Origin of the sequence: Microbacterium hydrocarbonoxydans (assembly GCF_011752045.1) — a bacterium.
Classification (GTDB): Bacteria; Actinomycetota; Actinomycetes; order Actinomycetales; family Microbacteriaceae; genus Microbacterium.
This window is the reverse complement of sequence record NZ_JAAKXW010000001.1, coordinates 1097361-1123470: the sequence shown is the minus strand read 5'-3', so window position 1 is coordinate 1123470 and position 26110 is coordinate 1097361. Positions and strand designations below refer to the sequence as shown.

The window sequence follows — 26110 nt, the reverse complement described above, 5'->3', positions numbered from 1 at the left end:
TATCGGGGGTCAGTGGGCGTCGTCGAGGCCGACCGTGATCACGGGCACGGCGGTCCCCTCGGCGAGCCGGTAGTTGGCGCCGACGATGCCGAGGCGGCCTTCGGCGACGGCGGCGCTGATCAGCTCGGAGGACTGCAGCAGGTCGTTGACCGTGTTGCGCAGGTGCTCCTGGCCGACGAGCTCGGCGTCGATGTCGGCGACGGTGCTGCCGCCGTTCTCGACGAGCACCTTGCGGGCGGCGGGGACGATCGGCGCGATGAGCTTCCAGATGTGCGGGGGGAGCGGGTCGGCGTCGATCGCGGTGCCGTCGATGGCCGCCCTCACCGCGCCGCACGAGTCATGCGCCAGCACGACGATGAGCGGCACTTCGAGAACCGCCACCGCGTACTCCAGGCTCGCGACGATCGACTCGCCGATGACCTGGCCGGCGTTGCGCACCACGAACAGGTCGCCGAGGCCGAGGTCGAAGATGATCTCCGCGGCGAGACGCGAGTCGGAGCATCCGAAGAGCGTCGCGACCGGGTTCTGCGCCGCGGTGAGGTCCTTGCGCCGCGCCACGTCCTGGTTCGGGTGCCTCGGCTCGTCGGCGACGAACCGGCGGTTGCCCTCCTGCATCTGGGCCCAGGCTGCGGCGGGGGTGAGGACGTGCGTCATGAGGCCTCCGAGAGGGAGCGGATCTGGGGGATGAGGGATTCGGCGAGGTCGGCGGTCGAATCTGCGGAACGCGAGCCGTACAGCAGCACGTAGTCGTCGCCCGCCTGAGTGCCGATCGCGTAGGTGAGGTTCTGCTTCGCGCCCGTGTCGCCCATCTCGAAGACGTCCCAATCCAGGCCGCCGATCGAGACGGTGCCGGTGGGAGCGATGCCGTTCAGGCGCTGCGGCGCCCAGGAGGAGTCGGCGTCGAACGCCTGGGCGAACTTCACGAAGCCGCGCTCATCCTCGGCGGAGGGGGCGAGCGTGACGTCCCAGACGACGGTCGCCCCGCTGCTGAGCTCGGCGGCGTTCACTCGCCAGAACTCGTCGGCCTCCGGGACGATCACCGGGCTGCCCATGGTCGACTCGACGTCGGCGGCGATGCGTGCGACGTCGATCTCCGGGGCGGCTGCGGGTTCGCCGCGAGGCACGGCGAAGACGATCACGGCCACGATCGCGAGCGTGGCCAGGAGAGCGGCGATGAGGTTTCGGACCGTCTGACTGGAGCGGTAGACCCGGCTCGACTCGGCCTTCCGCGCGGCGGTCTCGTCGGGCGTCTCCGGACGCCCGAGCTCGGCGACGATCGGCGGATGCTTGGCCATCACGCGTCGCCGCCGGGGGTGGCGGAGCCGGATGCTTCGGCGCGAGCGGCCTCGAGGCGGCGCTTCGCGCCCAGCAGCCATTCCTCGCAGCGGGCGGCCAGAGCCTCGCCGCGCTCCCACAGGGCGAGGGACTGCTCGAGCGTCGGCGCGCCCTGCTCGAGTTCGGAGACGACGCGGACGAGTTCGTCCCGAGCGGCCTCGAACGACAGCGTGTCCACGGGGGTGTCGTTCAGCGCGCTCACTCCTCCATCCTACGCGCTGCCCGGGACACGCTACGCGGGGCCCGGAGGGGACCCCTCGGCGATCTCGCCCTCCGAGCGCGCGGCCACCGAACCGCGATCGACCGTGATGGTGAGCGCGGTGCCGGCCGGCGCGTCCGCGGCATCCCGGAGGATCACTCCGCCCTCGAGATGGGCGATCGCGTACCCGCGCGCGAGCGTCGCGGCGGGGGAGAGCGCGCGGAGCGACGCCCGCAGTTCGCCGGTCTTGCGGGAAGCCGTGTCGAGCTGCCGCGCCACCGCGTCGCGCCCACGGGACTGCAGGAGCCAGAGCTCCTGGGCCCGCGACTCGATGATGGGATCGGGGGAGCGCAGCGCCGGGCGTGAGCGCAGCTGCTCCAGCTGGGCGATGTCGTGGGTGATGCGCTGCGTCAGCCGGCTCGTCGCCCGGGACCGCAGCTGGGCGATGAGGGCCCGCTGCTCGCTGACATCCGGGACGACGCGCTTCGCGGCATCCGTCGGCGTCGACGCGCGGAGGTCGGCGACGTCGTCGAGCAGGGGGTGATCATTCTCGTGCCCGATCGCGCTGACGATCGGCGTGGATGCCGCGGCGACCGCGCGCACCAGGCGCTCGTCGCTGAAGCCGAGGAGGGTCTGCGGGTCGCCGCCGCCGCGGGCGATGATGATGACGTCGACCTCGGGGTCGGCGTCGAGCCGCGCGAGCGCGGCGAGAGTGTCGGGCACGCACCGGTCGCCCTGCACGGCGGCGTACTCGGTGCGGAAGCGCACCTGCGGCCAGCGCAGCTCGGCATTGCGGTGCACGTCCTTCTCGGCATCCGATCGCTCGCCCGTGATCAGGCCGATCACGTGGGGGAGGAAAGGCAGCCGCTTCTTGCGGGACGGGTCGAAGAGGCCCTCCTGGCGCAGCTGCACGCGCAGCCGCTCGAGGCGTTCGAGCTGGTCGCCGAGCCCGACGTGCTTCATCGCGGAGACCGCGAAGCTGAAGTCGCCGCTCTTGACGAAGTAGTCGGCTTTGACCGCGGCCACGACGTGATCGCCGACGCCCAGGTCGTTCGGGGTCCGGGCGCGCACGCTCGACCAGATGCGGATCGAGATCTGGGCGTCGGAGCGGGTGTCCTTCAGTCGGGCGAACACGTTGCCGGCGCGGACGTTCCACGAGGTGATCTCGCCCTCGACCCAGACCGTGTTCCAGCGGGCGATGAAGTCGCGGATCGTCGCGTTCAGCCGGGCGACGGATGTCGGCGCGTCGGCCGTGGAGTCCCGAGGGGCCACGGAGTCGGCGGGCGGGGTCTCGCCGGGGCCGACGGCGGCCTCGAAGACTGTCATGCGGTGCTGTCCCTTCCCGGTCCTGCCCAGGTTCGCGGCGGTAGAATCCTCTGGTGACTTCGACTGCCGTGCATCTGCCTTCTCCGCGTGTCCCTCGAGTGCGCGCTGCGGCCGGGCGGCTTCAGGATAACCCGGTGGACGGACAGAAGAGGGTTCTGCTCGCCGCCCCCCGTGGCTACTGCGCCGGGGTCGACCGCGCGGTGGTCGCCGTGGAGAAGGCGCTCGAGCGCTACGGGGCTCCTGTGTACGTCCGCAAGCAGATCGTGCACAACATCCACGTCGTCACGGAGCTCGAGGCGAAGGGCGCCATCTTCGTCGAGGAGGTCGACGAGGTCCCCGAGGGCGCGCACGTCGTCTTCAGCGCCCACGGGGTGTCCCCGGCCGTCGTGAACGCGGCTTCCGACCGCGGCCTGCACGCCATCGACGCCACCTGCCCTCTCGTGACGAAGGTGCACCGCGAGGCCGTGCGCTTCGCCCGCGACGACTTCGAGATCCTCCTCATCGGTCACGAGGGGCACGAGGAGGTCGAGGGCACCGCGGGTGAGGCTCCCGAGCACGTCACGATCGTGAACTCCCCGGAGGAGGCCGAGACCGTCCAGGTCAAGGACCCGTCGAAGGTGGTCTGGCTCTCGCAGACGACGCTGTCGGTGGACGAGACCATGGAGACGGTCAACCGCCTGCGCACGCGGTTCCCCGAGCTGCACAACCCGCCGTCCGACGACATCTGCTACGCGACGCAGAACCGCCAGGTCGCGATCAAGAAGGTCGCCGCCCAGGCGGATCTCGTGATCGTCGTCGGATCCTCGAACTCCTCCAACTCCGTGCGGCTCGTCGAGGTGGCCCTCGAGCACGGCGCGAAGGCCGCCTACCGCGTGGACTACGCGGAGGAGGTCAAGCAGGAGTGGCTCGACGGCGTCGCCACGGTCGGCGTGACCAGCGGAGCATCCGTCCCCGAGGTGCTCGTGCGCGAGGTTCTCGAGGCGCTCGACGGCGCCGGCTATCACGACGTGGAAGAGGTGCGGACGGCCGAGGAGGACCTCATGTTCTCCCTTCCCAAGGAACTCCGTCAGGACGCCGCCGGACAGCGCGACGCCAGGGCGCTCGGCGGGCGGGCCTCCGGAGCCTGATCGCGCGTTTCACGCCGGCTTTTCTGGATCGGATCCAGGATTCTCCGCAGAACCCCTGGCGGGGCGGCATGCGCTTTCCTACAATCGAGGCAGAAGTCTGGGTGCAGAGCACTCGGCTCCCGGACCGGCGGGCGTCCCCAGCGTCACCGGCCGAAGAGGAGGCGGAGCGTCCCCAGCGCTCCGCTTCCGCGGCCCCCACGGCTTCCGTGCTTCGTGACGGCCGTGACACCCGCGACCTGGGAAGGCCCCGCAGCCCCGCCGGTTAGCATGGCGGGATGACCGATCAACGGCCTCAGTACGGCGAGCTCGCGACCCCCGAGGAGCAGCGGAGGGCCGCAGGGCTCCCTCCGCTGGACGAGACGGTGGCGCCGATCGCGGAGCCGCCGGCCCCGTCGGCGCAGGCCGCGCGTCCGGCCGGGCATCCTGTGGACCGGTTCGCGACCATCGCGCTTCTGGCCTACGGCCTGGTCAACGTGGTCATCTCCGGCCTGTCGTACCTCGATTTCGCTTCTGTGATGAACGAGGCCATGAAGACGCTCGGCGTCGAGGGGGAATTCACGAACTACGCCCAGGGCCGGATCTGGGGCACCGTCGCGGCGGTCGTGCTCGTCGTCGGCTGGTGCCTCACTGCGATGCTCTCCATCCGGCGGCTGCGCCAGGGCAGGCGAAGCTGGTGGGTCCCACTGGCCGGGGCGGCCGTGACGCTGCTCCTCACGTCGATCTGCGTCGCCGTGCCCATGATGAGCGATCCCGCGTTCATGGAGTACGTGTCCGACATGGCGGGCCGATGAGCAGGGTCGTGGCGGTCTGCACCGTGCACCAGCTGCGTCCGGATGCCGGCAGTGTCGGCATCACGGCGATCGACAAGCGCGCGGTCGAAGGTCCGGTGCGGATCGGCCCGTACGGGGTGTACGCCGACGTGCAGGCCGACCGCAAGCATCACGGCGGGCTGGACAAGGCCCTCTACGCCTATGCGCAGGAGGATGCGGAGCACTGGGCCGCTGAACTCGGCCGGGAGCTGCCACCGGGATGGTTCGGCGAGAACCTCCGGGTCGAGGGAATCGACGTCAACGCGGCGCTGGTGGGGGAGCAGTGGCGGATCGGTGCGACGGCGATCGTCGAGGTCACGATGCCCCGGACGCCGTGCCAGACCTTCGCGCGCTGGGTGGGCGGCGACGACGAGCGCGGCTGGGTCAAGCGCTTCTCGCAGGCGCGCCGGCTCGGTCCCTACCTGCGGGTGGTGAAGAGCGGGAGGGTGCAGGCCGGCGACGAGATCGTCGTCGTGCACCGTCCGGCAGGAGCGCCGAGCATCCTGGACATCTACCAGGGGCCTTGAACGTGACGAAGGTCCGGCCCCTCGGGGCCGGACCTTCCTCACTCGGGGATCAGTGGCTGTTGCCGCTGTTGTAGTGGTAGTCGCCGTCGGCGCCCTGGTCGCCGTTCGCGCCGGGGCCTCGGCCGTCGGTGCCGGGCTCGACGTGGTTCGTCCGGGTGTGCACGATGTCGTAGTAGACGCTCGTGTCGGCGGCGTTCGGGAAGACGCGGTAGGTGAAGACGTTCTTGTCGAGCCGGATGATCGGCACGACGCGCTGGAAGAGCACCTGGCCGGCGTCGTTCTTCGCGTTGATCCAGCGCTCGGAGCCGTCGGGGGTGACGGTCCAGTCTCCGTGCAGCTTCAGGCTGTCGTCGAGGTTGTAGATCGCGTAGGTGCCGTCCGCCCTGAAATAGGCCCAGCCCACGAAGTTCGCCACGGCCGGGTCGTCGAGGGCGATGCGGCTTCCGTCCTGGTCGAACGCGCCGGTCGTCTTCCACGGCGTCGAGGCGAGCACATCGGACGGGGTCTGCGCGACGCGGACCGAGGCGACGGATGCCGGCGCGGCGGGAGCCGCGGCAGCGGCCGTGGTCGGGACGATCGCGAGCGCGGCGAGCACGACGGTCGAGGCGGCGACAGCGGTACGACGGGAGATCAGCGTGGTGAGGTTCATGTCCTCCACGCTACGGAGCAGGCCAGGAGCGCCACATCATCCGATCGGCTATCGATGAGCGGCTGAGCAGATGATCCCTGCGCACACAGGAATGCCCCGGCCGCCCGGCCGGGGCATTCCTGTGTGCGTGAAAGCGGATGTCAGCTCTGCGACTGGCCGTAGGAGCCGAGCTGGCGGGTCGACTCGACCACGCGGGCGGCCATCGCCGTCTCGGCGATCTTGCCCCAGGCGCGCGGGTCGTACTGCTTCTTGTTGCCGACCTCGCCGTCGACCTTGAGGACGCCGTCGTAGTACTTGAACATGTAGTCGGCGATCGCGCGGGTGTACGCGTACTGCGTGTCGGTGTCGATGTTCATCTTGATGACGCCGTTCGCGACCGCGAGGGCGATCTCGTCGTCGCTCGAGCCGGAGCCGCCGTGGAAGACGAGGTCGAGCGGCTTCGGGCCGGTGCCGTACTTGGCGGCGACCTCGGCCTGGATCTCGCCGAGCAGCTCGGGACGGAGCTTCACGCCGCCGGGCTTGTAGACGCCGTGCACGTTGCCGAAGGTGAGCGCGGCGATGTAGCGGCCCTGCTCGCCGAGGCCGAGAGCCTGGACGGCCTGGTCGACGTCCGCGAACGTCGTGTAGAGGGCCTCGTTGGAGCCCTCGTGCTGGACGCCGTCCTCCTCGCCGCCGACGACGCCGATCTCGACCTCGAGGATGGCGTTGATGTTCTTCATGCGGGGGAGCAGGTCCTTGGCGATCTCGATGTTCTCCGCGAGGGGAACCGCCGAGCCGTCCCACATGTGCGACTGGAAGATCGGGTTGCGACCGGCCTTCACCTCCTCCTCGGAGGCGGCGATGAGCGGCTCGACGAAGCCCGCGAGCGCGTCCTTGGGGCAGTGGTCGGTGTGCAGGGCGACGGTGACGGGGTAGCTCTTGGCGACCTCAGTCGCATAGCGGGCGAAGGCGAGGGCACCGGTCGCGCGAGCCTTGACGGTGTGGCCGGCGAAGTAGTCGGCACCACCCGTGGTGACCTGGATGATGCCGTCGGAGCCGGCCTCGGTCAGGCCCTGCAGCACCGAGTTGATCGTCTGCGAGCTGGACACGTTGAACGCGGGGTAGGCGAAGCCGCCGGCCTTCGCGCGGTCGAGCATTTCGGCGTACTGATCCGGGGTGGCGACGGGCATGTGAACTCCTGGAGTAGGGGAAGCCGGGACAGCTGTCACTCTAGCGGGGAGCGCCGCCGGATGCCGTCGGCATGACGCCCTCGCCCCCGTCCTCCTGCACCCTGGTTAAGAATCCCGATTCCTTCACGGTAATCCTGCGGAAAACTGCCGGATTCGCGACCGTCGCTGGATATGCTGACCGCATGGTGAGTCTGACAGCCGATCTGAGCCCTCTTCGTCCTGACCGCAACCTGGCGATGGAGCTCGTGCGCGCCACCGAGGCCGCGGCGATCCGCGCGGTGCCGCACATCGGCCGCGGCGCCAAGGAGGTCGCCGACGGCGCGGCTGTCGATGCGATGCGCGCCTTCCTCGGCACGGTGGCGTTCCAGGGTCGCGTGGTGATCGGCGAGGGCGAGAAGGACAACGCGCCGATGCTGTTCAACGGCGAGGTCGTGGGCACCGGCACCGGTCCGCTGTGCGACATCGCGGTCGACCCGATCGACGGCACCACCCTCACCGCCGAGGGACGCCAGAACGCGCTCTCGGTCATCGCCGTCTCCGACCGCGGCACGATGCTCGACGCCTCGAGCGTCTTCTACATGGACAAGCTCGTCACCGGTCCCGCCGGTGTCGGCGTCGTCGACATCCGCCTCCCTGTGGGCGAGAACATCCGGCGCCTCGCCGGGGCGCTCGGCAAGCCCGTCGACGAGATCGTGGTCTCGGTGCTCAACCGTCCGCGTCACGAGAAGCTCATCCAGGAGATCCGAGACGCCGGAGCCGGTACGCGACTGATGAGCGACGGCGACGTCGCAGGCGGAATCAACGCGGCTCGGCACGGTGCGCGCACCGACATGTGCATCGGCATCGGCGGAAGCCCCGAGGGCATCGTCACGGCGTGCGCGATCAAGGCGCTCGGCGGTCACATCCAGGGTCGCCTCTGGCCCCGCGACGATGACGAGCGCCAGCGCGGCATCGACGCCGGTCTGGACATCGACAAGGTGTACGAGGCAGACGACCTGGTCAAGGGCGACAACACGATCTTCGTCGCGACCGGCGTCACCGACGGTCAGCTCGTCGCCGGTGTGCGGCGCGAGGCGGGCTACATCTACACGGAGAGCGTCGTCCTGCGCGGAGCCTCCGGCACGCTGCGGCGCATCGCTTCGGAGCACCTCGTCTCGAAGTGGCTCTGACCGGAGTCCGCTGAGCGGGCGGCGCCGAGCCGAGCTGATCCGGGCATCGTTACCGAGTCGGTACGCGCCGTCGACGGTGCGCGACCGGGATGCGCGGGCGCAGCGTGCCACAATTGTCACTGGGTTTGTCACTGTCGACGGAGCCACCAGGCGCCGCGGGCACAGGAAGGCGAACAGATGACAACGCAGCACACGAACGGCAAGGCCGGATCCGCCAAGATCGTGACCACGAACACCGGTCGCATCCTGCGCGTCGACCCCAACGAGGCCGCGCCCGTCGCGCCCGCGCCCGCTCACCCCGTGGTGATCGACCCGGCGCGCCGCACGGACGTCCTGTTCCGCGTGCGTCGCGACGAGGGCCACGAGATCAGCGCATGGTGGATGATCGGCGCGTTCGTCGTCACCAGCGGACTGGTCATCCTGCTTCTCAGCGGCGTCCCCGGCATCGCCTGAGACGCACATCTCCGCGGTCTCTCCGGCCCTGCGCCCTCAGCCCCCGGGCTCCGCGACGCGTCAGTCTCCCGGCTCTGTCGCGCCGTTGACCCGATCGCGGACCTCGCCGACATCGGCGCGGATCGCCTCGGCCGCGGCGCGGATGGCGTCGGCGTCGTCAGCGCCGTCGCCCACGAGCTCCGCGGCGGTGAACCGTCGCGCGGGCGAGGTGATCGCCGGGGGAGCACTGTCGAGTGCGGATGCGTCGATGCCGGGGAACTGCCGAGCCGTCACGAGCACCCGGCTCTCCAGCGAGCCCGCGAACCTGTTGTAGCTGTCGACAGTGCGCTCCAGCGCCTTCCGGAGGTCGTCGGCGTGACCGGCGAGCACGCCGAGGCGCTCGTAGAGCTGGGTGCCGAGGTTCAGCAGGGCGCGCGCCTCCGTCGAGACCTCCTGCTGCGTCCAGGTGTACGCGACGGTCTTCAGCACCGCCCAGAGGTTGACGGGCGAGGCGAGGGCGACGCGACGGCCGAAGGCGTAGTCGAGCAGCGTGGGATCCTCGTCGATGGCAGCGGCGAGAAGCGATTCGCTGGGGAGGAAGCAGATGACGAACTCCGGGCTCGCGTCGAGGCCCGCCCAGTACGCCTTCTTCGCGAGCGCGTCGACGTGGGCCCGCACCGCCTTGACGTGCTTCTGCATGTGCGCGCGACGCTGCCCCTCGTGGGCGTCGCCGGCCGGGAGCGCGGAGGCTTCGAGATAGGCATCGAGCGGCACCTTCGCGTCCACCGCGATCGAGGTGCCGCCGGCGAGCCGGATGACCATGTCGGGCCGGCCCTGGCCGCGGTCGGAGGAGATCGTCGCCTGCAGGTCGAAGTCCACGTGGCGGGTGAGGCCGGCAGCCTCCACGACGCGGCGCAGCTGCGTCTCACCCCAGACGCCGCGGGTGGCGGTGGAGCGGAGTGCCCCGGCCAGCGACTCCGTGGTCGCGCGGAGAGCCTCATCGGATTCCTGTGCGCGTCGCAGCTGCTCGGCGAGGGAGCCGAACTGGGCATGGCGCTCCTGCTCGATCGCCGTGACCTTGTGCTGCATCTGCTGCAGGCTCTCGCGCACCGGCGCGAGAGCGGTGAGCACGGCGTTCTGCTGCTGCACCCGCTCCGCCTCGGCCCGCTGCTGCGTGCGGGCGTGCTCGACGGCATCCCGGTAGAGGTCGTACTGCCGGTCGCGATCGTCCTTCGCGGCGGCGAGCTCGGCCTGCGCTCGCGCGAGATCCGCGGCGCCGCGGGCGGCGCGCAGATACCAGCCCGCTGCGGCGCCGGCCGCCAGGGCCACGAGCAGAAGAGCGATCGTCAGAGCATCCATGGGTCCATGGTGCCGCCGGCCTCCGACATTCCGACGATGCGACTCAGGCGGCGGCGTGCTCGGGTGCGGAGACGACGGGATCGGTGACGCGGAGGCCGAGCGCAGAGGCGAGGGCGAACACGTCGGCGGCGCCCGCGCGCGCGGCGGCGTCGACGACGATCTGGGCGCAGGCGCGAGCATCCGCCAGCGCGTCATGGTGCGAGAACTCGGCGAATCCGGCCGCAGCTGCCGCCTTGGGAAGCCGGTAGGAGTCGAGGTCGTAGGTCTTGCGGGCCACTTGCAGGCTGCACAGCGACCGGTACGGCGGACAGATCTCGCCGGTGGCCTCGGACGCGCGGCGCAGCACGTTCAGATCGAAGCCGGCGTTGTGCGCGACCAGCACGTCGGCGCCGGCGAACGCGCACAGACGTTCGAACTGCTCCGGCCAGGTCGCGGCCGAGCGCACGTCCTGCGGGCGGATGCCGTGGATCCTGATGTTCCACTCCTGGAACTCGTCATGCCCCGCGGGCGGCTGGATCAGCCATCCTGCAGTGGCGACGACCTTCCCGCCGCGCACCCGGACGAGTCCGACGGAGCAGGCGGAGGCGGGACTGGAGTTCGCCGTCTCGAAGTCGATCGCGGTGAAGTCCAGTGGCACGGGACAACTGTCCCCCAGGCGCGGAGCCCCGTCCGCCAGGCGCGCCGATCCCGCGACAACCTCAGGCGCCGGCGGTCAGGGGCGTTCGGCTCCGACGATGCGCCAGGCGCGTTCGGAGCGCCGGTGGCGCGGTGCGAAGCCGTGGCGCTCGAGAACCTCCACCATCGAATCGGGTGGGTGCACGAACCCGCGATACTCGCGCCGGAGGACGCCGCACCACGCGTTCACGGCGGCCACGCCGGCACGGGTGATCCACGTTCGCGGCGGATGGCTGAACACGACGGCCCGCCGGGCGTGATCCGCCGCCGCGCTCAGCAGCGCGGTGTAGTCGGGGTAGCAGCAGACGACCCGGTTGAGCACGACGATGTCGGCGGGGCCGACGGCGTCCGGGGTGACGGCGAGATCGACGCCGAGCATCCGCTCCGCCCGCGCGCCGAGGCCCGCTTCGTCCAGCAGCCGTCGTGCCTCTCGCTCGTACGCGCCGGACAGCTCGAGGTTCGTCGTCTTCGCGGCGCCGCGCTTCAGCAGCTCCAGCTGGATGTCGCCGATGCCGCCGCCGATCTCCAGGACCGACGCCCCTTCGATGCCGGCAGCGGCCGCGAACTCCACCACGTGCTGCGCCGTGGGGGTGAGGCCCCGGCGGCGGTAATCGCGTGCGAGCCGCCGGGCGAAGCGGTCGTCGAACTCGCGATCGTAACCGCCCGGTGTGCGCGATGCACAGCAGTCGTCCACCACTCCAGTATGCGCCGTAGGCTGGCGCCATGACCGATGATCGCGCGACGTCGTTCGGGGCAGAGGCCGGGAGCTACGAGGCCGGCCGGCCCGAGTACCCGTTCGAGGCCGTGGCCTGGATGCTGGAGACGATGCCGGAGGGCGGACGCCGGGTCGCGGATGTCGGTGCGGGCACCGGCAAGCTCACCAGAGCACTGGTCAAGGCACCGGATGCCGAGGTCGTCGCCGTCGACCCCGACCCGGCGATGCTGGCGGCGCTCCGCGAAGGCGTGCCCGGCATCCCCACGTTCGTCGGGACCGCGGAGCGGCTTCCCCTGCCCGATGCGAGCGTGGATGCCGTCGTGCTCGGCCAGGCCTGGCACTGGGTCGACCCGGTGGCGGCATCGGCGGAGATCGGCCGGGTGGTGCGCCCCGGAGGCGTGCTCGGCCTCATCTGGAATATCCGCGACGAGCGCGTGGAATGGGTGCGCAGGCTCACCGAGATCATGCACAGCAGCCCGGCAGAGGAGATGGTCAACGGCCCGACCGGTCCCCGGATCGCGGAGCCCTTCGGCTCCGTCGAGACCGGCCGGTGGGAGTGGACGCGACCGATGACGCGCGAGCAGCTGCACCACATGGCCTCCTCCCGCAGCCATCTCATCACCGCCTCCGAGGAGGAGCGTGCGCAGATCCGGCGGGGGATGGACGCGCTCTTCGACGAGGTCGGCCTCGTCGACGGGTCGACGGTCGACCTGCCGTACGTGACGACGGCGTTCCGCGCGATGCGGGGCTGACGGGCTCGCAGGGCGACGGCATCCGCGCCCGGTAGACTCATACCCCGTGGCTCTCACTATCGGCATCGTCGGCCTGCCCAACGTCGGCAAGTCCACCCTCTTCAACGCCCTCACCAAGAACGACGTGCTCGCGGCGAACTATCCGTTCGCGACGATCGAGCCGAACGTCGGCGTGGTGAACCTGCCCGACCCGCGGCTGAACAAGCTCGCGGAGATCTTCGGCAGCGAGCGCATCCTGCCCGCGGCGGTGTCGTTCGTCGACATCGCCGGCATCGTGCGCGGCGCGAGCGAGGGCGAGGGCCTGGGCAACAAGTTCCTCGCGAACATCCGCGAGGCCGACGCGATCGCGCAGGTCGTCCGCGGCTTCGCCGACGACGACGTCGTGCACGTGGACGGGGCCGTGAACCCGGCATCCGACATGGAGACGATCAACGCCGAGCTCATGCTCGCCGACCTCGAGACGCTCGACCGGGCGATCACCCGGTACGAGAAGGAGGTGCGCGGCAAGAAGATCGAGCCCGTCGTCCTCGAGACCGCGAAGGCGGCGAAGGACGCGCTCGAGCGCGGTGTGCTGCTGTCCGTCTCCGGTCTCGACCTCGCGCCGATCCGCGAGCTGGGCCTGCTCACCTCGAAGCCGGTCATCTTCGTCTTCAACGTCGACGAGAGCGTGCTGACGGACGCGGCGCGCAAGGAGGAGCTGGCCGCGCTCGTCGCCCCGGCGAAGGCGATCTTCCTCGACGCGAAGATCGAGTCGGAGCTCAAGGACCTCGACCCGGAGGATGCCGCCGAGCTCCTCGCATCGACCGGTCAGGACGAGTCGGGCCTCGACCAGCTCGCCCGCATCGGATTCGACACCCTCGGCCTGCAGACCTACCTCACCGCCGGCCCCAAGGAGGCCCGTGCGTGGACGATCGGCAAGGGCTGGAAGGCCCCGCAGGCGGCCGGCGTGATCCACACCGACTTCGAGAAGGGCTTCATCAAGGCCGAGGTCGTCTCGTTCGACGACCTGGTCGAGACGGGATCCGTCGTCGAGGCCCGCGCGAAGGGCAAGGCGCGGCTCGAGGGCAAGGACTACGTCATGCAGGACGGCGACGTGGTGGAGTTCCGCTTCAACAACTAGCGCCGATGGCGTGAGAGCTGGCAGGTGACGGAGATCCGGTCAGAGGTTCAGAATGTGTAATCCTCGGACCACTCGACCTTCGGATCGTGGCCGAACCTCGACGCATATGCCTCGATGAGGGCTGTCCTGCTGACCGCCTCGCCCGCCGCGAGCCGTGCGAGGTGCGGCACAAGCCAGCGAGCCTCGCAGGCGTCGAACTCCTCGGCGAATCGCTCATCCAACGCGCCGTCGATGATGATCTGGGCGACGCTGCGCTGCCCGCCCACGTTGGCTATCGGCGGACCCTTCGAGAAGTTCAGGAGGGTCTTCTCGCCGCGCGGATGGACACTGATCGTGACCGGGTGTGGCCAGCCGCTTGCGTCGTCGGTCGTCTGACCAAGCACCAGGAACTCCAGTCGTCGCGTCTCGTCGGTCATGTGCCACCCTTGTTCGCCGTTGAATCGGACAGCGGTGCGGAGCGTGTCTCCTCCGGCCCCACGGGCAGTCTAGGAGGTGCCGGTGGCCGGCTCGCGCACCGTGCGGCGCCTTCGGCCGGCGTCGCGAGCCCGACCATCCGCTTCAACAACTGAGGCGCGATGTCGGCACCCGGTGCGAGGATGGGCGCATGCCTGAGTCGCCGGAGGTGCAGGCGCTCGTCGAGTTCCTCGATGAGCGCGTCCAGGGTCGCGTCATCGCAGGAGTCGACATCGCCGAGTTCCGCGTGGTCAAGACACGCGACCGGCCGCCGGAATCGGTCGTCGGCGCGCGCATCACGGGGATGCGGCGCTTCGGCAAGCACGTCGGGTTCGAGACGACCGCCGGCTGGCTGATGATCGGTTTCGGCCGGAACGGGTGGATCCGCTGGCGCAGCGCCGACGACCCGCCGGCGGAGGAGCCTGTGCCGGAGGTCGTGCGCATCGTGCTCGACGACGGAGCGGTGATGCAGGTCGTGGACACCGGCGACTTCCTCGCCGTGACCGCGTCGGTGGTGGACGCCCCCACCGATGTCGCCGGCATCGCCGCGCTCGGGCCGGATCCGCTCGACCCCGGCTTCACCCGTGAGGAGTTCGAGCGAGCGCTCGGCTCCCGACGCAAGCAGATCAAGGCCCTGCTGCAGGAGCAGGCGTCGCTCGCCGGCATCGGCAACGCCTACTCCGACGAGATCCTGCATCGTGCCCGCCTGTCGCCCACCCTCCACGCTGCCGTTCTCGGCGCAGAGGCCAGGGAGCGGCTGTTCGACGCGGTGACCGATGTCATGCGAACGGCGGTCGCCGAGCGCCGCGGCCTGCCGCCGGACCGGCTCAAGCAGGCCAAAGTCGCCGCGATGGCCGTGCACGGGCGAGGCGGCGAGGAATGCCCGGTGTGCGGGACGGTGATCGTCGATCGCGTGTTCTCCGGAGCATCCGCGCAGCTGTGCCCGCACTGTCAGGCGGAGCGGGAGGCATCGGCAGGGGGCCGCGCATGATGCTTCTCGACATCGAGCGGGAGGATGCGCATCCGGGCGATCTTTACGGCCGGCATCTCATGCTCGAGGTGGCGGATGAGCTGTCGCTCTCCGCGCTGCTGGAGGGCACGCTGGAGCCGTTCATCGCGAAGGCGCCCCGGGCGCGATGGATCTGTCGCGCGCGGGGGCGCGGAGGGATGCGCGACGTCGCCGAGCTGGTGACGGCAGGAGAGCCGGCGCTTCGCGGCGCGCGGCTCCTCGTGCACGATGAATCCGTGCGATCCTTCGCAGGACCGGATGCTGGGGTGCTCCGCATCGGATGCCGGCACGAGTTCCCCGGCTGAGGTCCCAACGGCGGGATGTCACCCCTGCTGTGATCGCTGCTGCGCCAGCCAGGTGTGGTTCACGATCGCGGCGCTGACTTCGCTGCGGTAGTCGCGCCCCGGATCGCCGCCGCCGCGGTACAGATCGCGGGCGTAGTACGGCGACTCCTCCTGATAGGGCCCGCTCATGTGGATCCGGTATGCGAGCTCGCCGAGATAGGTGTGCCCGCCTCTGCGGTAGGACTCGCGTTCCGAGGCGTCGAGCTCTATCAGCGCGGAGGTGTCGATGAGGGCGCTGTACGAATAGCGGGCGTCGAGATAGAGGCGCTCGCCCTGACGCACGAGGAACCATGCTCCCGGCGAGTGATCGACGTACTGCATGGCCGCGTGTGCGGCGGCCTGGCGCTCGGGAGACCCCCATCTCTCCACTGGCGGGATCTCCTCCAGAGGATGCCGTCTCGCATCGTTCACCGAGCAGTACGTGAAGCTCGGCGCGCCGTCGCGCTGGAGCGCGAAGCAGATGACCCGCCTGCACGACCGGCACGTCAGCTGGCTCTCCACCCGGGTCATGAGCCCCGAGCCGTGCAGCATCCGCAGGTCGTCGAGCGGCACCCAGTGCAGGTCCTCCTTCAGGTCGCCGGCGTCGCGCGCCGACCGGAGCGCCTGATCCGTGGCCTCGACATCGACCTCCTCGGATGCGTCCCACCGGATCAGGAGGTCTGCGCAGCGAGGACAGTCGTCGTCGTCCGGTGCGCACACCAGACCCGGCTGCTCGACCGTGATCGCGAGGCTCTCCAGGTTGCCCGGTTCGTTCCAGCCGCGCCTGTCACGGAAGTCGGCCCGCACGAAGGCGCCGTCCACGGCGAACCACGGCGTGCCGATCCCGGCGAAACCGCGCCGGGTCCCGATCGCCGCGTTCAGGTCGTCGAGGGTGGCATCGTTCCCCGCCCCGGGGAGCCACTCCGCGAGATCGACGCCCTGCTGCTTCGGAGACTGCGGCACGACGTGCAGGAGCACCTCGACCACTGCGTCGTCGTGCAGGATGATCTCCCCGCCGGAGGCGAACAGCATCCGCCGCGACCGGACGGCGGGAGCGCCGATCAGCCGTTCTCTGACCTCGACCGGATCCCCGCCGAACGCGGCGGTGAGGGCGCGCACCTCGGGGTCCTGCTCGGCGTGGGTGAGGGAATCGAGGAGGAGGGAGAGCCCGCGCTGCGTCATCCCGCCATTATCCGCACAGGTGGCCAGGCTACGCTGGAACCCGACCCGTGAACGCCGAACGAGGAGCCTCACCCCGATGACCGACACCCAGATCTTCGAGCCCGACGACCGCGCCATCCCCTTCGTGGATGAGGGCGACGGTCCGGTCAAGCTCGTGCTGATCCAGGAGCACGGTCTCGCGGCGGACGTGCTCAGCGTCGTCGGGCACTACCTCGCCGAGGAGGCGGGATTCCATGTGCTCCGCGTCGGGCACCGCGCCGACAGCGCCGACGTGTCGTTCGAGGAGCGCGTCGCCGACGCGCTCGCCGTGATCGACCACGTGGGCCTCGAGGACACCTGGTTCGGCGGCCACGGCTTCGGCGGCACCGTCGCGCGCGCCCTCGTCGCCGCGCACCCCGACCGGGCGAACGGCCTGCTGCTGCTGGGCGTCGAGGAGGCGGACATCGAGCTGCCGCCGGCGATCCCGGTGCTGATCATCCAGGGCACCGAGGACGCCACGACGCCGGCCGCGAACGCCGAGCACCTGCAGGCATCCGTCCCGGACCGCGCCAGCATCAAGAGCGTCGACGGCGATCACCTGTTCCCCATGACCCACCCCATCGAGACGGCCGTCGTCATCGAGGAGTACCTCGACTGGGACTAGAGTCCCCGATCAGCGCCCTTGGCGCTTCTTGTAGGGCTTCGGCTGCCCCTTGACGACCGGCGCGCGGCCCTTCCCCTTCGACGCCCTGGCCTTGCCTCCGGAGGGTCCGGCCGGCCTCGCGACGGGAGCGGGCGCCGCGGCGATCCGCTCACGCGCCTCGGGGAGCAGCAGCTCGCCGGCCTTGGTCAGGCGCGTCTCGCCCTCGCGGATGACGAGCGGATGCCCGACCTCCTCCTCGAGCTTCTCGATCGACGAGTAGAGGGCGGCGAGCGGGATGCCGAGCGCGGCCGCCGCCCGCGGGAAATGGCGTTCCTCGGCGAGGGCGACGAATCGTCGCAGGTGCATGATCTTCACGGGAGCGGTCCTTTCCCGCACGAATCGCGGCCGCCTTCAGCGTACGCGTCTCCGGTGGCCGATGCCGCGCAGCGGTCGATGAAAGGATGAGAGCATGACCGCAACCCTCGTCGCCCAGGACCTCGCGGGCGGGTACGGCCATCGCACGCTCTTCGACGCCCTCGACCTGACCGTCGCGCCCGGGGATATCGTCGGCGTGGTCGGGGCGAACGGCGCAGGCAAGTCGACGCTGCTGCGCCTGCTCGCCGGCGTCGATGAGCCGCACGCCGGCAGTGTCTCCCTCGCGCCGGTCGACGCGTTCGTCGGCTGGCTTCCGCAGGAGCACGAGCGCATCGCGGGTGAGACGATCGCGGCATACATCGCCCGCCGCACCGGCTGCGCCGAGGCGACCAGGCAGATGGATGCCGCGGCCGCCGCGCTCGGAGACCCGGCCGTGGCCCCCGCGGGAGCCGACCCGGCCGACGCGTACTCGACCGCGCTCGAGCGCTGGCTCGCCAGCGGCGCGGCGGATCTCGAGGAGCGCATCCCCGCCGTCCTCGCCGAACTCGGGCTCGATCTCGACGGCGCCGCCGCCGGGGACGTCCTGATGACCGGCCTCTCCGGCGGGCAGGCCGCGCGCGTGGGGCTCGCCGCCCTGCTGCTCTCCCGATTCGACATCGCGCTCCTCGACGAGCCGACGAACGACCTCGACCTCGACGGCCTCGAACGGCTCGAGGCGTTCGTGCGCGGCCTCCGCGGCGGTGTCGTGCTCGTGAGCCACGACCGGGAGTTCCTCGCCCGCTGCGTCACGCGGGTGCTCGAACTCGATCTCGCGCAGGGAACGAACCGGGTCTACGGCGGCGGCTACGACGCCTACCTGGAGGAGCGCGCGACGCTGCGTCGTCACCTGCGCGAGAAGTACGACGAGTTCGCCGAGAAGAAGGCCGACCTCGTCGCCCGCGCGCGGACCCAGCGGGAGTGGTCGAGCCAGGGCGTGCGCAACGCGATGCGCAAAGCCCCCGACAACGACAAGATCAAGCGGAAGGCGTCGACGGAGTCGAGCGAGAAGCAGGCGCAGAAGGTCAGGCAGATGGAGAGCCGCATCGCGAGGCTGGAGGAGGTCGAGGAGCCGCGCAAGGAGTGGCAGCTCGAGTTCTCCATCGCCGCCGCCCCGCGCTCGGGAGCGGTCGTCAGCACCCTCAGCTCGGCGCGCTTCACGCAGGGGGACTTCATGCTGGGGCCGGTGTCGCTGCAGGTGAACGCCGGGGACCGCATCGGCATCACGGGGCCGAACGGGGCGGGCAAGTCGACGCTGCTGCGCGCGCTCCTCGGTCAGCAGCGACCGGACGAGGGCACAGCGAGCCTGGGGTCGAATGTGCAGGTCGGCGAGATCGACCAGGCGCGCTCTCTGCTCGAAGGCGAGAAGCCGCTCGCGGCCGCGTTCGAAGCGCTCATCCCCGAGATGGCGACCGGAGAGGTCCGCACGCTCCTCGCCAAGTTCGGCCTGCGCGCGGATCACGTGAACCGTCCCGTCGACGAGCTGTCCCCGGGGGAGCGCACGCGGGCCGCGCTGGCACTGCTCCAGGCGCGCGGGGTGAACCTGCTCGTCCTCGACGAGCCGACGAACCACCTGGACCTGCCGGCCATCGAGCAGCTGGAGCAGGCGCTCGACACGTACGCGGGAACCCTGCTGCTGGTCACGCACGACCGCCGGATGCTCGACACCGTCCGCACCGACCGTCGATGGCGGGTCGAGGCCGGGCAGGTCGCCGAGCTCTGAACGCCGCCGGCGGGGACCTGCCCGGCATCCGTCGACCGGGGGATGCTCGCCCGCACGAGTCGGCGCGCGTACGCTGAGGCTGTCGCCGACCGAAGGAGCATCCGTGTCAGATCGCACCGCTCACGATCACGTCCCTGAGCCTGACGAGCCGACGATCCCCGAACTCGAGGACGACGAGAACGTCGCCCCGCGCCCGGAGGAGGAGATCGCCGACGTGCTCCGGGCGGAACCCGACGTCGCCGACCACAGCGAGCACGACCACGGTGAGCACACGGATCACGGCGAGCACGCCGGCTGAACCCGGCGCGCTCGCAGCGACTCCTACTTGAGCTGGCCGCGGACCTCGCCGCCCGGGTAGGTCGGGGTGTGCACGTTCACGTACCAGCCGCGCGGGTTCTCCTGGATCCCTGCGAGGATCGCCGGGTCGGAGACGGTCGCGCAGCCCGCCACGGAGAACGAGGTCTCGTTCGGCACGGTGAGCGGGATGCGGACCGGGCCGGCCACACCCTGATCCCCGACGTGCACGTGGGCCGCGACCGCGCCGGTGGTCAGACCCGTCACGTCGAGCGTGTAGCAGAACTGGTCGCCGTCGATCGTGTAGCTGAACTTCCCGTGGGCGCCGCCTTCGGCGCCGGTGGTCTCCTGGCCGTTGTTGACCGGGATCGCGGGGGCGGCGCTCGCCGCGGTCGCGCCTCCGGCGATCGCGTAGAGCGACAGCGCCGCGGCGGCGGCGATGCGAGTGAGTCTCTTCATGGTCTGGTCCACTTCCTTGTCGTCCGGATCCTGTGACGGCGGCGCACGGCCGCACACGGAGATCACGACACAGCGGCCCGCAGGGTTCACCGTCATCGTGACGAGCGCGACCGCGCGGATCGGTAGAGTCTGAGGCAGGGATGAGACGAAGGATGCCGTGGACGTCATCGCGCTGACGCTGATCGTCGCCGCCGCGTTCGGCACGATCGCACATCTGCTGCGCGTTCCGGCGCTCGTCGGCTTCCTCGCCGCCGGATTCGTGCTCGGCGCGATGCACGTCGAGCCGTTCACGGGACTCGAGCGGATCGCCGAGATCGGCGTGACGCTGCTGCTCTTCACGATCGGCTTGAAGTTCGACATCCGCGCCCTGCTGCGGCCCGAGGCCTATGGCACGACGGCGATCCACATGGTGCTGAGCGTGCTCGTCGGGGCGGGTCTCGTCGGGCTCGCGGGCGTGATCGGGCTCACCTCGGTCGACGGGTGGCGCACACTCGCGCTCGTCGGCTTCGCGCTCTCGTTCTCGTCGACGGTGCTGTGCGTCAAGGTGCTCGAGGACCGGTCGGATGACGGCTCGCTCTACGGGCAGACGGCGATCGCGATCCTCGTCATCCAGGACGTCGCGGCCGTCGTCTTCATCACCGTGAACGGGGACGAGCCGCCGAGCCCGTGGGCGTTCGCGCTGGTGCTCCTGATCCCGCTGGCGTGGGTGCTGCGCAAGCTCCTGAACGTGATCGGGCACGGCGAGCTCCTCGTGCTGTTCGGGGTCGTGATGGCTCTCGGACCCGGGTACCTCGCCTTCGAGGCGGTCGGGATCAAGGGCGACCTCGGCGCCCTCGTCATGGGTCTGCTGTTCGCGACCCATCCCCGCGCCATCGAGATGTCCAAGGCCCTGTTCAGCGTCAAGGAGCTGTTCCTCATCGGCTTCTTCCTCCTGATCGGCATGGGCGCCTCGCCGACCTGGGCGGATGCCGGACTCGCGCTGCTTCTCTGCGTGATCCTGCTGCCGCTGACCTTCATCGGCTACGTCTGGCTCGGCCGGCTCTTCGGCCTGCGGAACCGCACCGCGATCCGGACCGGTCTGGTGTTGAGCAACTTCTCCGAGTTCTCGATCATCGTCGCCGCCGTCGGCGTGTCGGCAGGGCTGCTCACCGGTCGCTGGCTGACCGTCGTCGCGATCGCCGTGGCGCTGAGCATGGTGGCGTCCTCGGTGGCCAACGCGCACGGGCTGCGGCTCATCACCGCCCTCACCTGGCTGCCGGCGCAGGAGGTGTCCAAGCTGCGTCCGGCGGACCGTCCGATCGACACCAGCGGCTCCGACGTCGTCGTCCTCGGGATGGGACGCGTCGGACGGGCGGCCTATGACCGTCTCGTCGAGGAGGGCGGTCTGCGCGTCCTCGGCATCGACAACGACCACGCCGTCATCATGAGGCACGAGGCAGACGGCCTCAACGTGCTCGAGGGCGACGCCACCGACATCGAGTTCTGGAGCCGGCTCGTCTCCGGCGGCTTCGTGAAGACGGTCGTGCTCGCGATGGCGTTCCACGGTTCCAACACGTTCGCACTGGAGCGGCTCCACGAGGCGGGCTTCGACGGTCGCGTCGTCGCCGTCGCCCAGCATCCGGACCAGGTCGAGCATCTCGCGGAGAGCGGAGTGGACGGCGTCGTCAACATCTACGCCGGCGCGGGGCACACCCTCGCCGGACTCGCCATGGAGGCCGACGACGACCAGCCGTCGGGAGACGGCGCCCGATAGCATCCCTGTCATGACCGCTCCGACCGTCCGCGCCCTCGTGCGGCTGCGCGCCGTGCTCTCGATCGTCGCCGGGGCGGCGATCAGCATCGCCGTGGTCCCTGTGCTCGGGCCTGCCGCAGGCATCCTCTCGGGCTGGGGCGCGTTCGCGCTCATCAACGTGATCTGGGTGCTGCTGCTGATCTGGCCGATGGACGCGCAGGCGACCAGGGAGCACGCGACGCTGGAGGCCCCTGGCCGGCGGATCGCCCGCCTGATCTCCATCGCCGGGAGCCTGGTGAGCCTCGGCGCGGTGCTCGTCGTGATCATCCAGGCGCAGGACGCGCCCGGGATCGATGAGTACCTGCTCGCGGGCATCGCCGTGGTCAGCGTCGCCGCATCCTGGATGCTCATCCAGACCGAGTACGTGCTCCGCTACGCGCGCATGTACTACGGCGATCCGGTCGGCGGCATCGACTTCAACCAGCAGGAGGACCCGGAGTACACCGACTTCGTCTACTTCTCGGTGGGGCTCGGCATGACCTATCAGGTCTCCGACACGAACGTCACGGACAACGGCGTGCGTCGCGTCGTGATCGCGCAGACCGTGCTCGGATACCTCTTCGGCACCGTGATCCTCGCGTCGATCATCAACCTCGTGGTCGGGCTCGGCTGATCGCGCTCAGCCGCCCCACACCGCCCGCGCGCCCGCCTCGCCGATGAGGACGACGAGGGTCGTGCTCCCCGCCGCGACGACGACCGAGAGCACGGCGAACGCGATCCCGGCGATGCGGTCCGCCCGCGCCGGGTGCCCGACCTCGCGCGGTGCGCGGAACCGGTACCAGGCCCACTGCGCCGCGGCCACGAGGAGCATCGCGAACACCCACGGCGGCAGCATCCGCCCCAGCGCCTCGTGATGGAGCACCTGCGGGATCGGGCCGACCTCCTCCTTCAGCCTCTCGCCCGCGAGGATCGTCACCGGCACGAGCACGGCGACGAGCAGCGCGGCCAGCGGCGTCACGATCCCGAGCCGCCGGCGGGCTGCCGGGATCAGGGCGCCCAGCACCAGCGCCAGCGCGGTCAGCGGGACGAGCACGACCACCGCATGCACGATGAGCGGATGCAGAGGGAGCCCGGCGATCTCGAACAGGTCCATACTCGTGACACGAGGCGCGGCGGTTCAGGGTTCAGGTGAACCGGGAGCGCTCCGCTCTCGTGTCCTCGGAGGGAGGTGACGGATGCCGGGTGACGACGCGGCCCGCCTGGGGGCGCTCTACGACGCGCACGCGGCGCCGATCTGGCGCTACGTCGTGCACCTCACCGGCGACCGCGCCGGTGCCGACGACGTGGTGCAGGAGACGCTGCTGCGCGCCTGGCGCACTCCGCACATCCTCGCCGAGGATCCGGAGTCCACCCGCTCGTGGATGTACACGGTGGCACGTCACCTGGTCGTCGACGAGGCTCGGAGCGCGCGACGGCGCAGGGAGATCCCGGTGGAGTCGCCCCCCGACGCAGCGGTGAGGGACGCGACGGACGCCATCTTCGACGCCATCCTCATCGAGGAGGCGCTCGCCGCCCTCTCCGAGGCGCATCGGGACGTCGTCGTCCGGGCGTACTACCGCGGCCTCACGGTCGCGGAGATCGCTGAGGAGCTGACCGTTCCGGAGGGCACCGTCAAGTCGAGACTGCACTACGGACTCCGGGCGCTGCGCCTCGGGCTGCAGGAGAAGGGAGTGACGCGATGAACGCGGATCACGCGCGCTACGAGGACTGGGACGCCGCCTACCTCCTCGGTGCGCTCGGCCAGGCCGATCGCGCGCTCTACGAGGCGCACCTGGCCGAGTGCGAGCGGTGCCGGGCGGCGATCGCGGAGATCGCGCCGACTCTCGGCCTGCTGTCCCGCGTCGATCCGGGCCGCGCGGAATCGCTGCTCCGGCCGGAGGAGGCCGGGCACGACGGCCCCGGTGCCGGGCACCGTGCGCGCGTGCTCTCGCTCGCGGCGGCGAGGGACCGCCGGCGCCGCCGGCTCGCGATCGTCGCCGTCGCCGCCGCGGTCGTGATCGCCGCGGTGGTCGTCCCCGTGGCCTCCTCGCTGCTGCGCACCCCGGAGCAGGTGATCGCCCTCGAACCGGTCGCCGAGCTCCCGCTGTCGGCGACGGTCGAGCTCACCGAGGTCGCCTGGGGGACGCGCATCGACATGTCCTGCGCCTACGGGGAGGTGCCAGATGCGCCGGAGGAGGGGTGGGCGTACGCCCTGGTCGTCGTCGGCGCGGACGGCGCCGAGAGCGTGCTCTCCACCTGGCGGGCGCGGCCGGGATCCACGGCGCGGCTGAGCGCCGCCACGGCGCTCGCGTCCGCGGACATCGCCGCCGTCGAGATCCGGGCGGTCCGATCGGGCGACGTCCTGATGCGCAGCGACGCGGACCTCGACGGCGATTGAACGCCCGCCGGGCGGCTCTCGTGTCCCCGACGACGACCGCGTCCGCGGTCCAGCACAGGAGGTCCGACATGTTCGCGAAGGCCAGGCGGTCCGCAATCGCCGCCGCTCTGCTCATCACCCTCGCCCTGGCGGGCTGCTCGTCGCCGGGCGGCTCCGGCGGGACGGACCCGGGAGGCGGCGACCCCTACGGAGCGCCCTCGTCCGACTCGACGCCGTCCGAGGACTCGCCGCCCGCCGCGGACGACGCGGAGCTGAGGGTGGCGGACTCGCCGCTGGGGGAGATCGTCGTCGACGGCGAGGGGCTCACCGTGTACATGTTCGACAGCGACACGCAGGGCGCGGATGCCAGTGCGTGCGAGGGGCAGTGCCTCACGAACTGGCCGCCGGTCACGACCGACAGCACCGAGCCCGTGGTGTCGGGCGTGACGGGAGAGGTCGGCACGATCGCCGCCGCCGACGGCTCGATGCAGATCACGCTCGATGGCTGGCCGCTGTACTACTTCGCCGGCGATCAGGCTGCGGGCGACGTCAACGGGCAGGGCGTCAACGACGTCTGGTGGGTGCTGTCTCCCGCCGGCGAGCGGATCGCGGAATAGTCCGCAGACGAACGGATGCCGCGGCCCGAGCGGGCCGCGGCATCCGAGGATCAGATCAGGCGACCTGGGAGAGCACGGCGAAGGACACCGCGCCCTCGTCGTCCACCCCCGCGTCCAGGACCTTGTCGTCGAGGGCGATCGCGGCCGACTCCTCGAGGAAGACGCGTGCGCCGGACAGCTCGATGACCTGGTCCAGCGGTTCGGGGTGCTCCGCCACGACGACGGACAGACGGGAGGGGGCCCCGGCCTCGGGGGCGGCGGTGGAGTGGATGCGCAGGCCGGCATCCGCGGCGTCGCTCTGCCTGTTGACGAGGGTCGTCACGATGGCGGTGGCGTTGTCGGTGAGGGTGAGCATGGAGCTTTTCCTTCCGGGTGGGGGCATGGCGCGGTCGCGACATGTCCGGGCCACGATTCCCCACTGGCGCGGGTGTCTCAACCCCCTTGCGCCGATTCGGAGGGACCTCCCATCATCGGAGCCGCTTGCGGAGGAAGACCTGCGCGACGCCGTCCCCGTCGGGCACGCGCTCGCTCTCGCGGTAGCCGCAGGACCGGTAGAGGCGGAGATTCGCCTCGCTGAGGCTCCCGGTGAACAGCTCCGCCTCCGCAGCTCCCGAGGCCTGCTCCGCCGCCTCGAGAAGGAGTCTCCCGATCCCCGCTCCCTGCTGATCCGGGGCGACGGCGATGCGGCCGATGAGGAGCAGGTCGTCGTCGACCGTGAAGCGGATCGCTCCGACCAGGCGGCCGCCGACGCGAGCGCCCAGGCCGCCGTCGGCACGGATCTCCGCCGCCAGCTCCTCCGGCGTCTGGGTGAGGGGCGGCATGTCCGCGCTGCCGTAGATCTGCGCCTCCGACACGAACGCCGCGCGCTGCAGCGTCAGCAGCTCGCCGGCATCCGTCTCTCTCAGCGGCGAGATCTCCGGCCGGTCGCTCACCGGGCGTCCTCGTCGTCCGCGCCCACAGCATGCCGGATCGCGCCGGGGAGCGCCAGCCACACCGCGGCCACGACGATCAGCGAGCAGACGAGCGTCACGAGGCCGGCGATCCGGTCGAGCGCGAAGTCGACGATGAGGGTGGTGACCCCGACGGTGAGCGCCGCGATGACGAAGAGATCGAGCTTCACGATCCGCGAGGCCACTTTCACCAGCTCGGGCTTGCGCCGGCTGCCGAAGAGGGCGCGATGCATGCCGACCGGCGCGAGCGCGAGGATGGTCGCGAGCGCCGCGAGCGCCACGAGCACGATGTACAGCCCGCGCTGCAGCCCATCCATGTCGGTGAACCGCGGCTGGAACGCGACCGCGAGCAGGAACCCGGTCAGGATCTGCGTGCCCGTCTGCATGACGCGCAGTTCCTGCAGGAGCTCGGACCAATTGCGGTCCGCCCGCTCGTTGGGCGTCTCGTCCCGGCCGTCGGCGCGATCGTCGCGGTCCGCGTCGTGTGAGGGTCGTCGTTCGGCGTCCATGCGCTCAGTCTCGTGCGCCCGCGAGCAGGGTGTCCAGGGGCTTGCCT

Annotated in this window: 34 protein-coding genes; 17 read left to right on the top strand and 17 right to left on the bottom strand. The window is 70.8% G+C overall.

Annotated elements, in window-relative coordinates; translation table 11 throughout:
• Nucleotides 1-9: 9 nt before the first annotated feature.
• Genes G6G98_RS05330 through xseA form a run of 4 tightly spaced genes read right to left on the bottom strand, consistent with a single transcriptional unit; the run spans nucleotide 10 to nucleotide 2860 of the window.
• A complete protein-coding gene (locus G6G98_RS05330; RefSeq protein ID WP_067350239.1) occupies nucleotides 10-654 on the bottom strand; it encodes a carbonic anhydrase in 645 nt (214 codons plus the stop codon).
• Nucleotides 651-1295 carry a DUF4245 family protein gene (locus tag G6G98_RS05325; RefSeq protein WP_164233384.1) on the bottom strand — a complete coding sequence of 215 codons (645 nt, stop codon included), beginning with the start codon at nucleotides 1293-1295 and terminating at the stop codon, nucleotides 651-653. The genes G6G98_RS05330 and G6G98_RS05325 overlap by 4 nt, the downstream gene beginning before the upstream one ends.
• Entirely contained in the window at nucleotides 1295-1537 is a 243-nt protein-coding gene (locus G6G98_RS05320) for an exodeoxyribonuclease VII small subunit (protein WP_067350245.1), read from the bottom strand. Before G6G98_RS05320 ends, G6G98_RS05325 begins: the two co-directional genes overlap by 1 nt.
• 30 nt (nucleotides 1538-1567) lie before the next feature.
• Nucleotides 1568-2860 carry an exodeoxyribonuclease VII large subunit gene (gene xseA, locus G6G98_RS05315; RefSeq protein WP_164233386.1) on the bottom strand — a complete coding sequence of 431 codons (1293 nt, stop codon included), beginning with the start codon at nucleotides 2858-2860 and terminating at the stop codon, nucleotides 1568-1570.
• A 74-nt stretch (nucleotides 2861-2934) separates the two neighbouring features.
• Here xseA and G6G98_RS05310 point away from each other — a divergent pair, with 74 nt between their 5' ends.
• The 3 genes from G6G98_RS05310 to G6G98_RS05300 all read left to right on the top strand — a co-directional run bounded on the left by G6G98_RS05310 (nucleotide 2935) and on the right by G6G98_RS05300 (nucleotide 5323).
• Entirely contained in the window at nucleotides 2935-3987 is a 1053-nt protein-coding gene (locus tag G6G98_RS05310; protein ID WP_208321448.1) for a 4-hydroxy-3-methylbut-2-enyl diphosphate reductase, read from the top strand.
• A gap of 275 nt (nucleotides 3988-4262) precedes the next feature.
• On the top strand, nucleotides 4263-4778 hold the full coding sequence (locus G6G98_RS05305) for a DUF6264 family protein (protein WP_164233388.1): 516 nt from the start codon (nucleotides 4263-4265) through the stop codon (nucleotides 4776-4778).
• The gene (locus G6G98_RS05300) at nucleotides 4775-5323 is read left to right on the top strand and encodes an MOSC domain-containing protein (protein ID WP_164233389.1); all 549 of its coding nucleotides are present in this window, start codon (nucleotides 4775-4777) and stop codon (nucleotides 5321-5323) included. The genes G6G98_RS05305 and G6G98_RS05300 overlap by 4 nt, the downstream gene beginning before the upstream one ends.
• Before the next feature lie 49 nt (nucleotides 5324-5372).
• Here the strand turns inward: G6G98_RS05300 and G6G98_RS05295 are convergent, their stop codons facing one another.
• Together G6G98_RS05295 and fbaA are read right to left on the bottom strand one after the other, a co-directional pair.
• Nucleotides 5373-5972: a DUF4822 domain-containing protein gene (locus G6G98_RS05295; RefSeq protein WP_164233391.1), complete on the bottom strand. Its 600-nt coding sequence runs from the start codon at nucleotides 5970-5972 to the stop codon at nucleotides 5373-5375.
• Nucleotides 5973-6112: 140 nt separating this feature from the next.
• The gene (fbaA, locus tag G6G98_RS05290) at nucleotides 6113-7141 is read right to left on the bottom strand and encodes a class II fructose-bisphosphate aldolase (RefSeq protein ID WP_164233393.1); all 1029 of its coding nucleotides are present in this window, start codon (nucleotides 7139-7141) and stop codon (nucleotides 6113-6115) included.
• A 182-nt stretch (nucleotides 7142-7323) separates the two neighbouring features.
• On the opposite strand from fbaA, the gene glpX reads away from it, so the two are divergent.
• Both glpX and G6G98_RS05280 read left to right on the top strand, forming a co-directional pair.
• Nucleotides 7324-8310 carry a class II fructose-bisphosphatase gene (glpX, locus tag G6G98_RS05285; RefSeq protein WP_067350265.1) on the top strand — a complete coding sequence of 329 codons (987 nt, stop codon included), beginning with the start codon at nucleotides 7324-7326 and terminating at the stop codon, nucleotides 8308-8310.
• 177 nt (nucleotides 8311-8487) lie between these two features.
• On the top strand, nucleotides 8488-8763 hold the full coding sequence (locus G6G98_RS05280; protein ID WP_067350268.1) for a hypothetical protein: 276 nt from the start codon (nucleotides 8488-8490) through the stop codon (nucleotides 8761-8763).
• 60 nt (nucleotides 8764-8823) lie between these two features.
• Here the strand turns inward: G6G98_RS05280 and G6G98_RS05275 are convergent, their stop codons facing one another.
• From G6G98_RS05275 to G6G98_RS05265, 3 genes are all read right to left on the bottom strand, one after another.
• A complete protein-coding gene (locus G6G98_RS05275; RefSeq protein WP_164233395.1) occupies nucleotides 8824-10101 on the bottom strand; it encodes a DNA recombination protein RmuC in 1278 nt (425 codons plus the stop codon).
• Between the two features lie 43 nt (nucleotides 10102-10144).
• On the bottom strand, nucleotides 10145-10738 hold the full coding sequence (locus G6G98_RS05270; RefSeq protein WP_164233396.1) for a 3'-5' exonuclease: 594 nt from the start codon (nucleotides 10736-10738) through the stop codon (nucleotides 10145-10147).
• 75 nt (nucleotides 10739-10813) lie between these two features.
• Nucleotides 10814-11470: a methyltransferase domain-containing protein gene (locus G6G98_RS05265; RefSeq protein WP_164233398.1), complete on the bottom strand. Its 657-nt coding sequence runs from the start codon at nucleotides 11468-11470 to the stop codon at nucleotides 10814-10816.
• Nucleotides 11471-11499: 29 nt separating this feature from the next.
• On the opposite strand from G6G98_RS05265, the gene G6G98_RS05260 reads away from it, so the two are divergent.
• Nucleotides 11500-12243 (top strand): class I SAM-dependent methyltransferase, encoded by a 744-nt coding sequence (locus G6G98_RS05260; RefSeq protein ID WP_164233400.1) that lies wholly within the window; start codon nucleotides 11500-11502, stop codon nucleotides 12241-12243.
• 46 nt (nucleotides 12244-12289) lie between these two features.
• The gene (gene ychF, locus G6G98_RS05255) at nucleotides 12290-13363 is read left to right on the top strand and encodes a redox-regulated ATPase YchF (RefSeq protein WP_067350282.1); all 1074 of its coding nucleotides are present in this window, start codon (nucleotides 12290-12292) and stop codon (nucleotides 13361-13363) included.
• 47 nt (nucleotides 13364-13410) lie between these two features.
• On the opposite strand, the gene G6G98_RS05250 is transcribed toward ychF, so the two are convergent.
• On the bottom strand, nucleotides 13411-13779 hold the full coding sequence (locus G6G98_RS05250; RefSeq protein ID WP_164233402.1) for a hypothetical protein: 369 nt from the start codon (nucleotides 13777-13779) through the stop codon (nucleotides 13411-13413).
• Between the two features lie 188 nt (nucleotides 13780-13967).
• Here G6G98_RS05250 and G6G98_RS05245 point away from each other — a divergent pair, with 188 nt between their 5' ends.
• Nucleotides 13968-14807, top strand: coding sequence for an Fpg/Nei family DNA glycosylase (locus G6G98_RS05245; RefSeq protein WP_164233404.1), 840 nt, complete (start codon nucleotides 13968-13970; stop codon nucleotides 14805-14807).
• Nucleotides 14804-15130, top strand: a complete 327-nt coding sequence (locus G6G98_RS05240; protein WP_164233406.1) for a hypothetical protein — start codon at nucleotides 14804-14806, stop codon at nucleotides 15128-15130. Before G6G98_RS05245 ends, G6G98_RS05240 begins: the two co-directional genes overlap by 4 nt.
• A gap of 18 nt (nucleotides 15131-15148) precedes the next feature.
• Here G6G98_RS05240 and G6G98_RS05235 read toward each other — a convergent pair whose 3' ends face one another.
• Entirely contained in the window at nucleotides 15149-16330 is a 1182-nt protein-coding gene (locus G6G98_RS05235; protein WP_164233409.1) for a hypothetical protein, read from the bottom strand.
• Nucleotides 16331-16406: 76 nt separating this feature from the next.
• Between G6G98_RS05235 and G6G98_RS05230 the strand changes: the two genes are divergently transcribed.
• The gene (locus G6G98_RS05230; RefSeq protein WP_164233411.1) at nucleotides 16407-16973 is read left to right on the top strand and encodes an alpha/beta fold hydrolase; all 567 of its coding nucleotides are present in this window, start codon (nucleotides 16407-16409) and stop codon (nucleotides 16971-16973) included.
• Nucleotides 16974-16982: 9 nt separating this feature from the next.
• On the opposite strand, the gene G6G98_RS05225 is transcribed toward G6G98_RS05230, so the two are convergent.
• Nucleotides 16983-17318 carry a LysR family transcriptional regulator gene (locus tag G6G98_RS05225; protein WP_243842055.1) on the bottom strand — a complete coding sequence of 112 codons (336 nt, stop codon included), beginning with the start codon at nucleotides 17316-17318 and terminating at the stop codon, nucleotides 16983-16985.
• A 103-nt stretch (nucleotides 17319-17421) separates the two neighbouring features.
• On the opposite strand from G6G98_RS05225, the gene G6G98_RS05220 reads away from it, so the two are divergent.
• Both G6G98_RS05220 and G6G98_RS05215 read left to right on the top strand, forming a co-directional pair.
• Entirely contained in the window at nucleotides 17422-19086 is a 1665-nt protein-coding gene (locus G6G98_RS05220) for an ABC-F family ATP-binding cassette domain-containing protein (RefSeq protein WP_164233415.1), read from the top strand.
• A 103-nt stretch (nucleotides 19087-19189) separates the two neighbouring features.
• Nucleotides 19190-19384, top strand: coding sequence for a hypothetical protein (locus tag G6G98_RS05215; protein ID WP_084788222.1), 195 nt, complete (start codon nucleotides 19190-19192; stop codon nucleotides 19382-19384).
• Between the two features lie 23 nt (nucleotides 19385-19407).
• Here the strand turns inward: G6G98_RS05215 and G6G98_RS05210 are convergent, their stop codons facing one another.
• Nucleotides 19408-19839: a CHRD domain-containing protein gene (locus G6G98_RS05210; protein WP_164233417.1), complete on the bottom strand. Its 432-nt coding sequence runs from the start codon at nucleotides 19837-19839 to the stop codon at nucleotides 19408-19410.
• 157 nt (nucleotides 19840-19996) lie between these two features.
• On the opposite strand from G6G98_RS05210, the gene G6G98_RS05205 reads away from it, so the two are divergent.
• Entirely contained in the window at nucleotides 19997-21592 is a 1596-nt protein-coding gene (locus G6G98_RS05205; RefSeq protein ID WP_067350308.1) for a cation:proton antiporter family protein, read from the top strand.
• Nucleotides 21593-21602: 10 nt separating this feature from the next.
• Nucleotides 21603-22244, top strand: a complete 642-nt coding sequence (locus G6G98_RS05200) for a DUF1345 domain-containing protein (RefSeq protein WP_164233419.1) — start codon at nucleotides 21603-21605, stop codon at nucleotides 22242-22244.
• Between the two features lie 6 nt (nucleotides 22245-22250).
• Here G6G98_RS05200 and G6G98_RS05195 read toward each other — a convergent pair whose 3' ends face one another.
• On the bottom strand, nucleotides 22251-22724 hold the full coding sequence (locus tag G6G98_RS05195; RefSeq protein WP_164233421.1) for a DUF2231 domain-containing protein: 474 nt from the start codon (nucleotides 22722-22724) through the stop codon (nucleotides 22251-22253).
• 82 nt (nucleotides 22725-22806) lie between these two features.
• On the opposite strand from G6G98_RS05195, the gene G6G98_RS05190 reads away from it, so the two are divergent.
• The 3 genes from G6G98_RS05190 to G6G98_RS05180 all read left to right on the top strand — a co-directional run bounded on the left by G6G98_RS05190 (nucleotide 22807) and on the right by G6G98_RS05180 (nucleotide 24604).
• Nucleotides 22807-23313, top strand: a complete 507-nt coding sequence (locus G6G98_RS05190; RefSeq protein WP_067350319.1) for a sigma-70 family RNA polymerase sigma factor — start codon at nucleotides 22807-22809, stop codon at nucleotides 23311-23313.
• Nucleotides 23310-24008, top strand: coding sequence for a zf-HC2 domain-containing protein (locus G6G98_RS05185; protein ID WP_067350321.1), 699 nt, complete (start codon nucleotides 23310-23312; stop codon nucleotides 24006-24008). The genes G6G98_RS05190 and G6G98_RS05185 overlap by 4 nt, the downstream gene beginning before the upstream one ends.
• Before the next feature lie 68 nt (nucleotides 24009-24076).
• Nucleotides 24077-24604 carry a COG4315 family predicted lipoprotein gene (locus tag G6G98_RS05180; RefSeq protein WP_164233423.1) on the top strand — a complete coding sequence of 176 codons (528 nt, stop codon included), beginning with the start codon at nucleotides 24077-24079 and terminating at the stop codon, nucleotides 24602-24604.
• Between the two features lie 55 nt (nucleotides 24605-24659).
• On the opposite strand, the gene G6G98_RS05175 is transcribed toward G6G98_RS05180, so the two are convergent.
• The 3 genes from G6G98_RS05175 to G6G98_RS05165 form a co-directional block, all read right to left on the bottom strand.
• Nucleotides 24660-24959, bottom strand: coding sequence for a Fe-S cluster assembly protein HesB (locus G6G98_RS05175; protein WP_067350325.1), 300 nt, complete (start codon nucleotides 24957-24959; stop codon nucleotides 24660-24662).
• A 112-nt stretch (nucleotides 24960-25071) separates the two neighbouring features.
• Nucleotides 25072-25536, bottom strand: a complete 465-nt coding sequence (locus tag G6G98_RS05170) for a GNAT family N-acetyltransferase (RefSeq protein WP_243842009.1) — start codon at nucleotides 25534-25536, stop codon at nucleotides 25072-25074.
• The gene (locus tag G6G98_RS05165; RefSeq protein ID WP_164233425.1) at nucleotides 25533-26063 is read right to left on the bottom strand and encodes a DUF6328 family protein; all 531 of its coding nucleotides are present in this window, start codon (nucleotides 26061-26063) and stop codon (nucleotides 25533-25535) included. The genes G6G98_RS05170 and G6G98_RS05165 overlap by 4 nt, the downstream gene beginning before the upstream one ends.
• Nucleotides 26064-26110 lie beyond the last annotated feature (47 nt).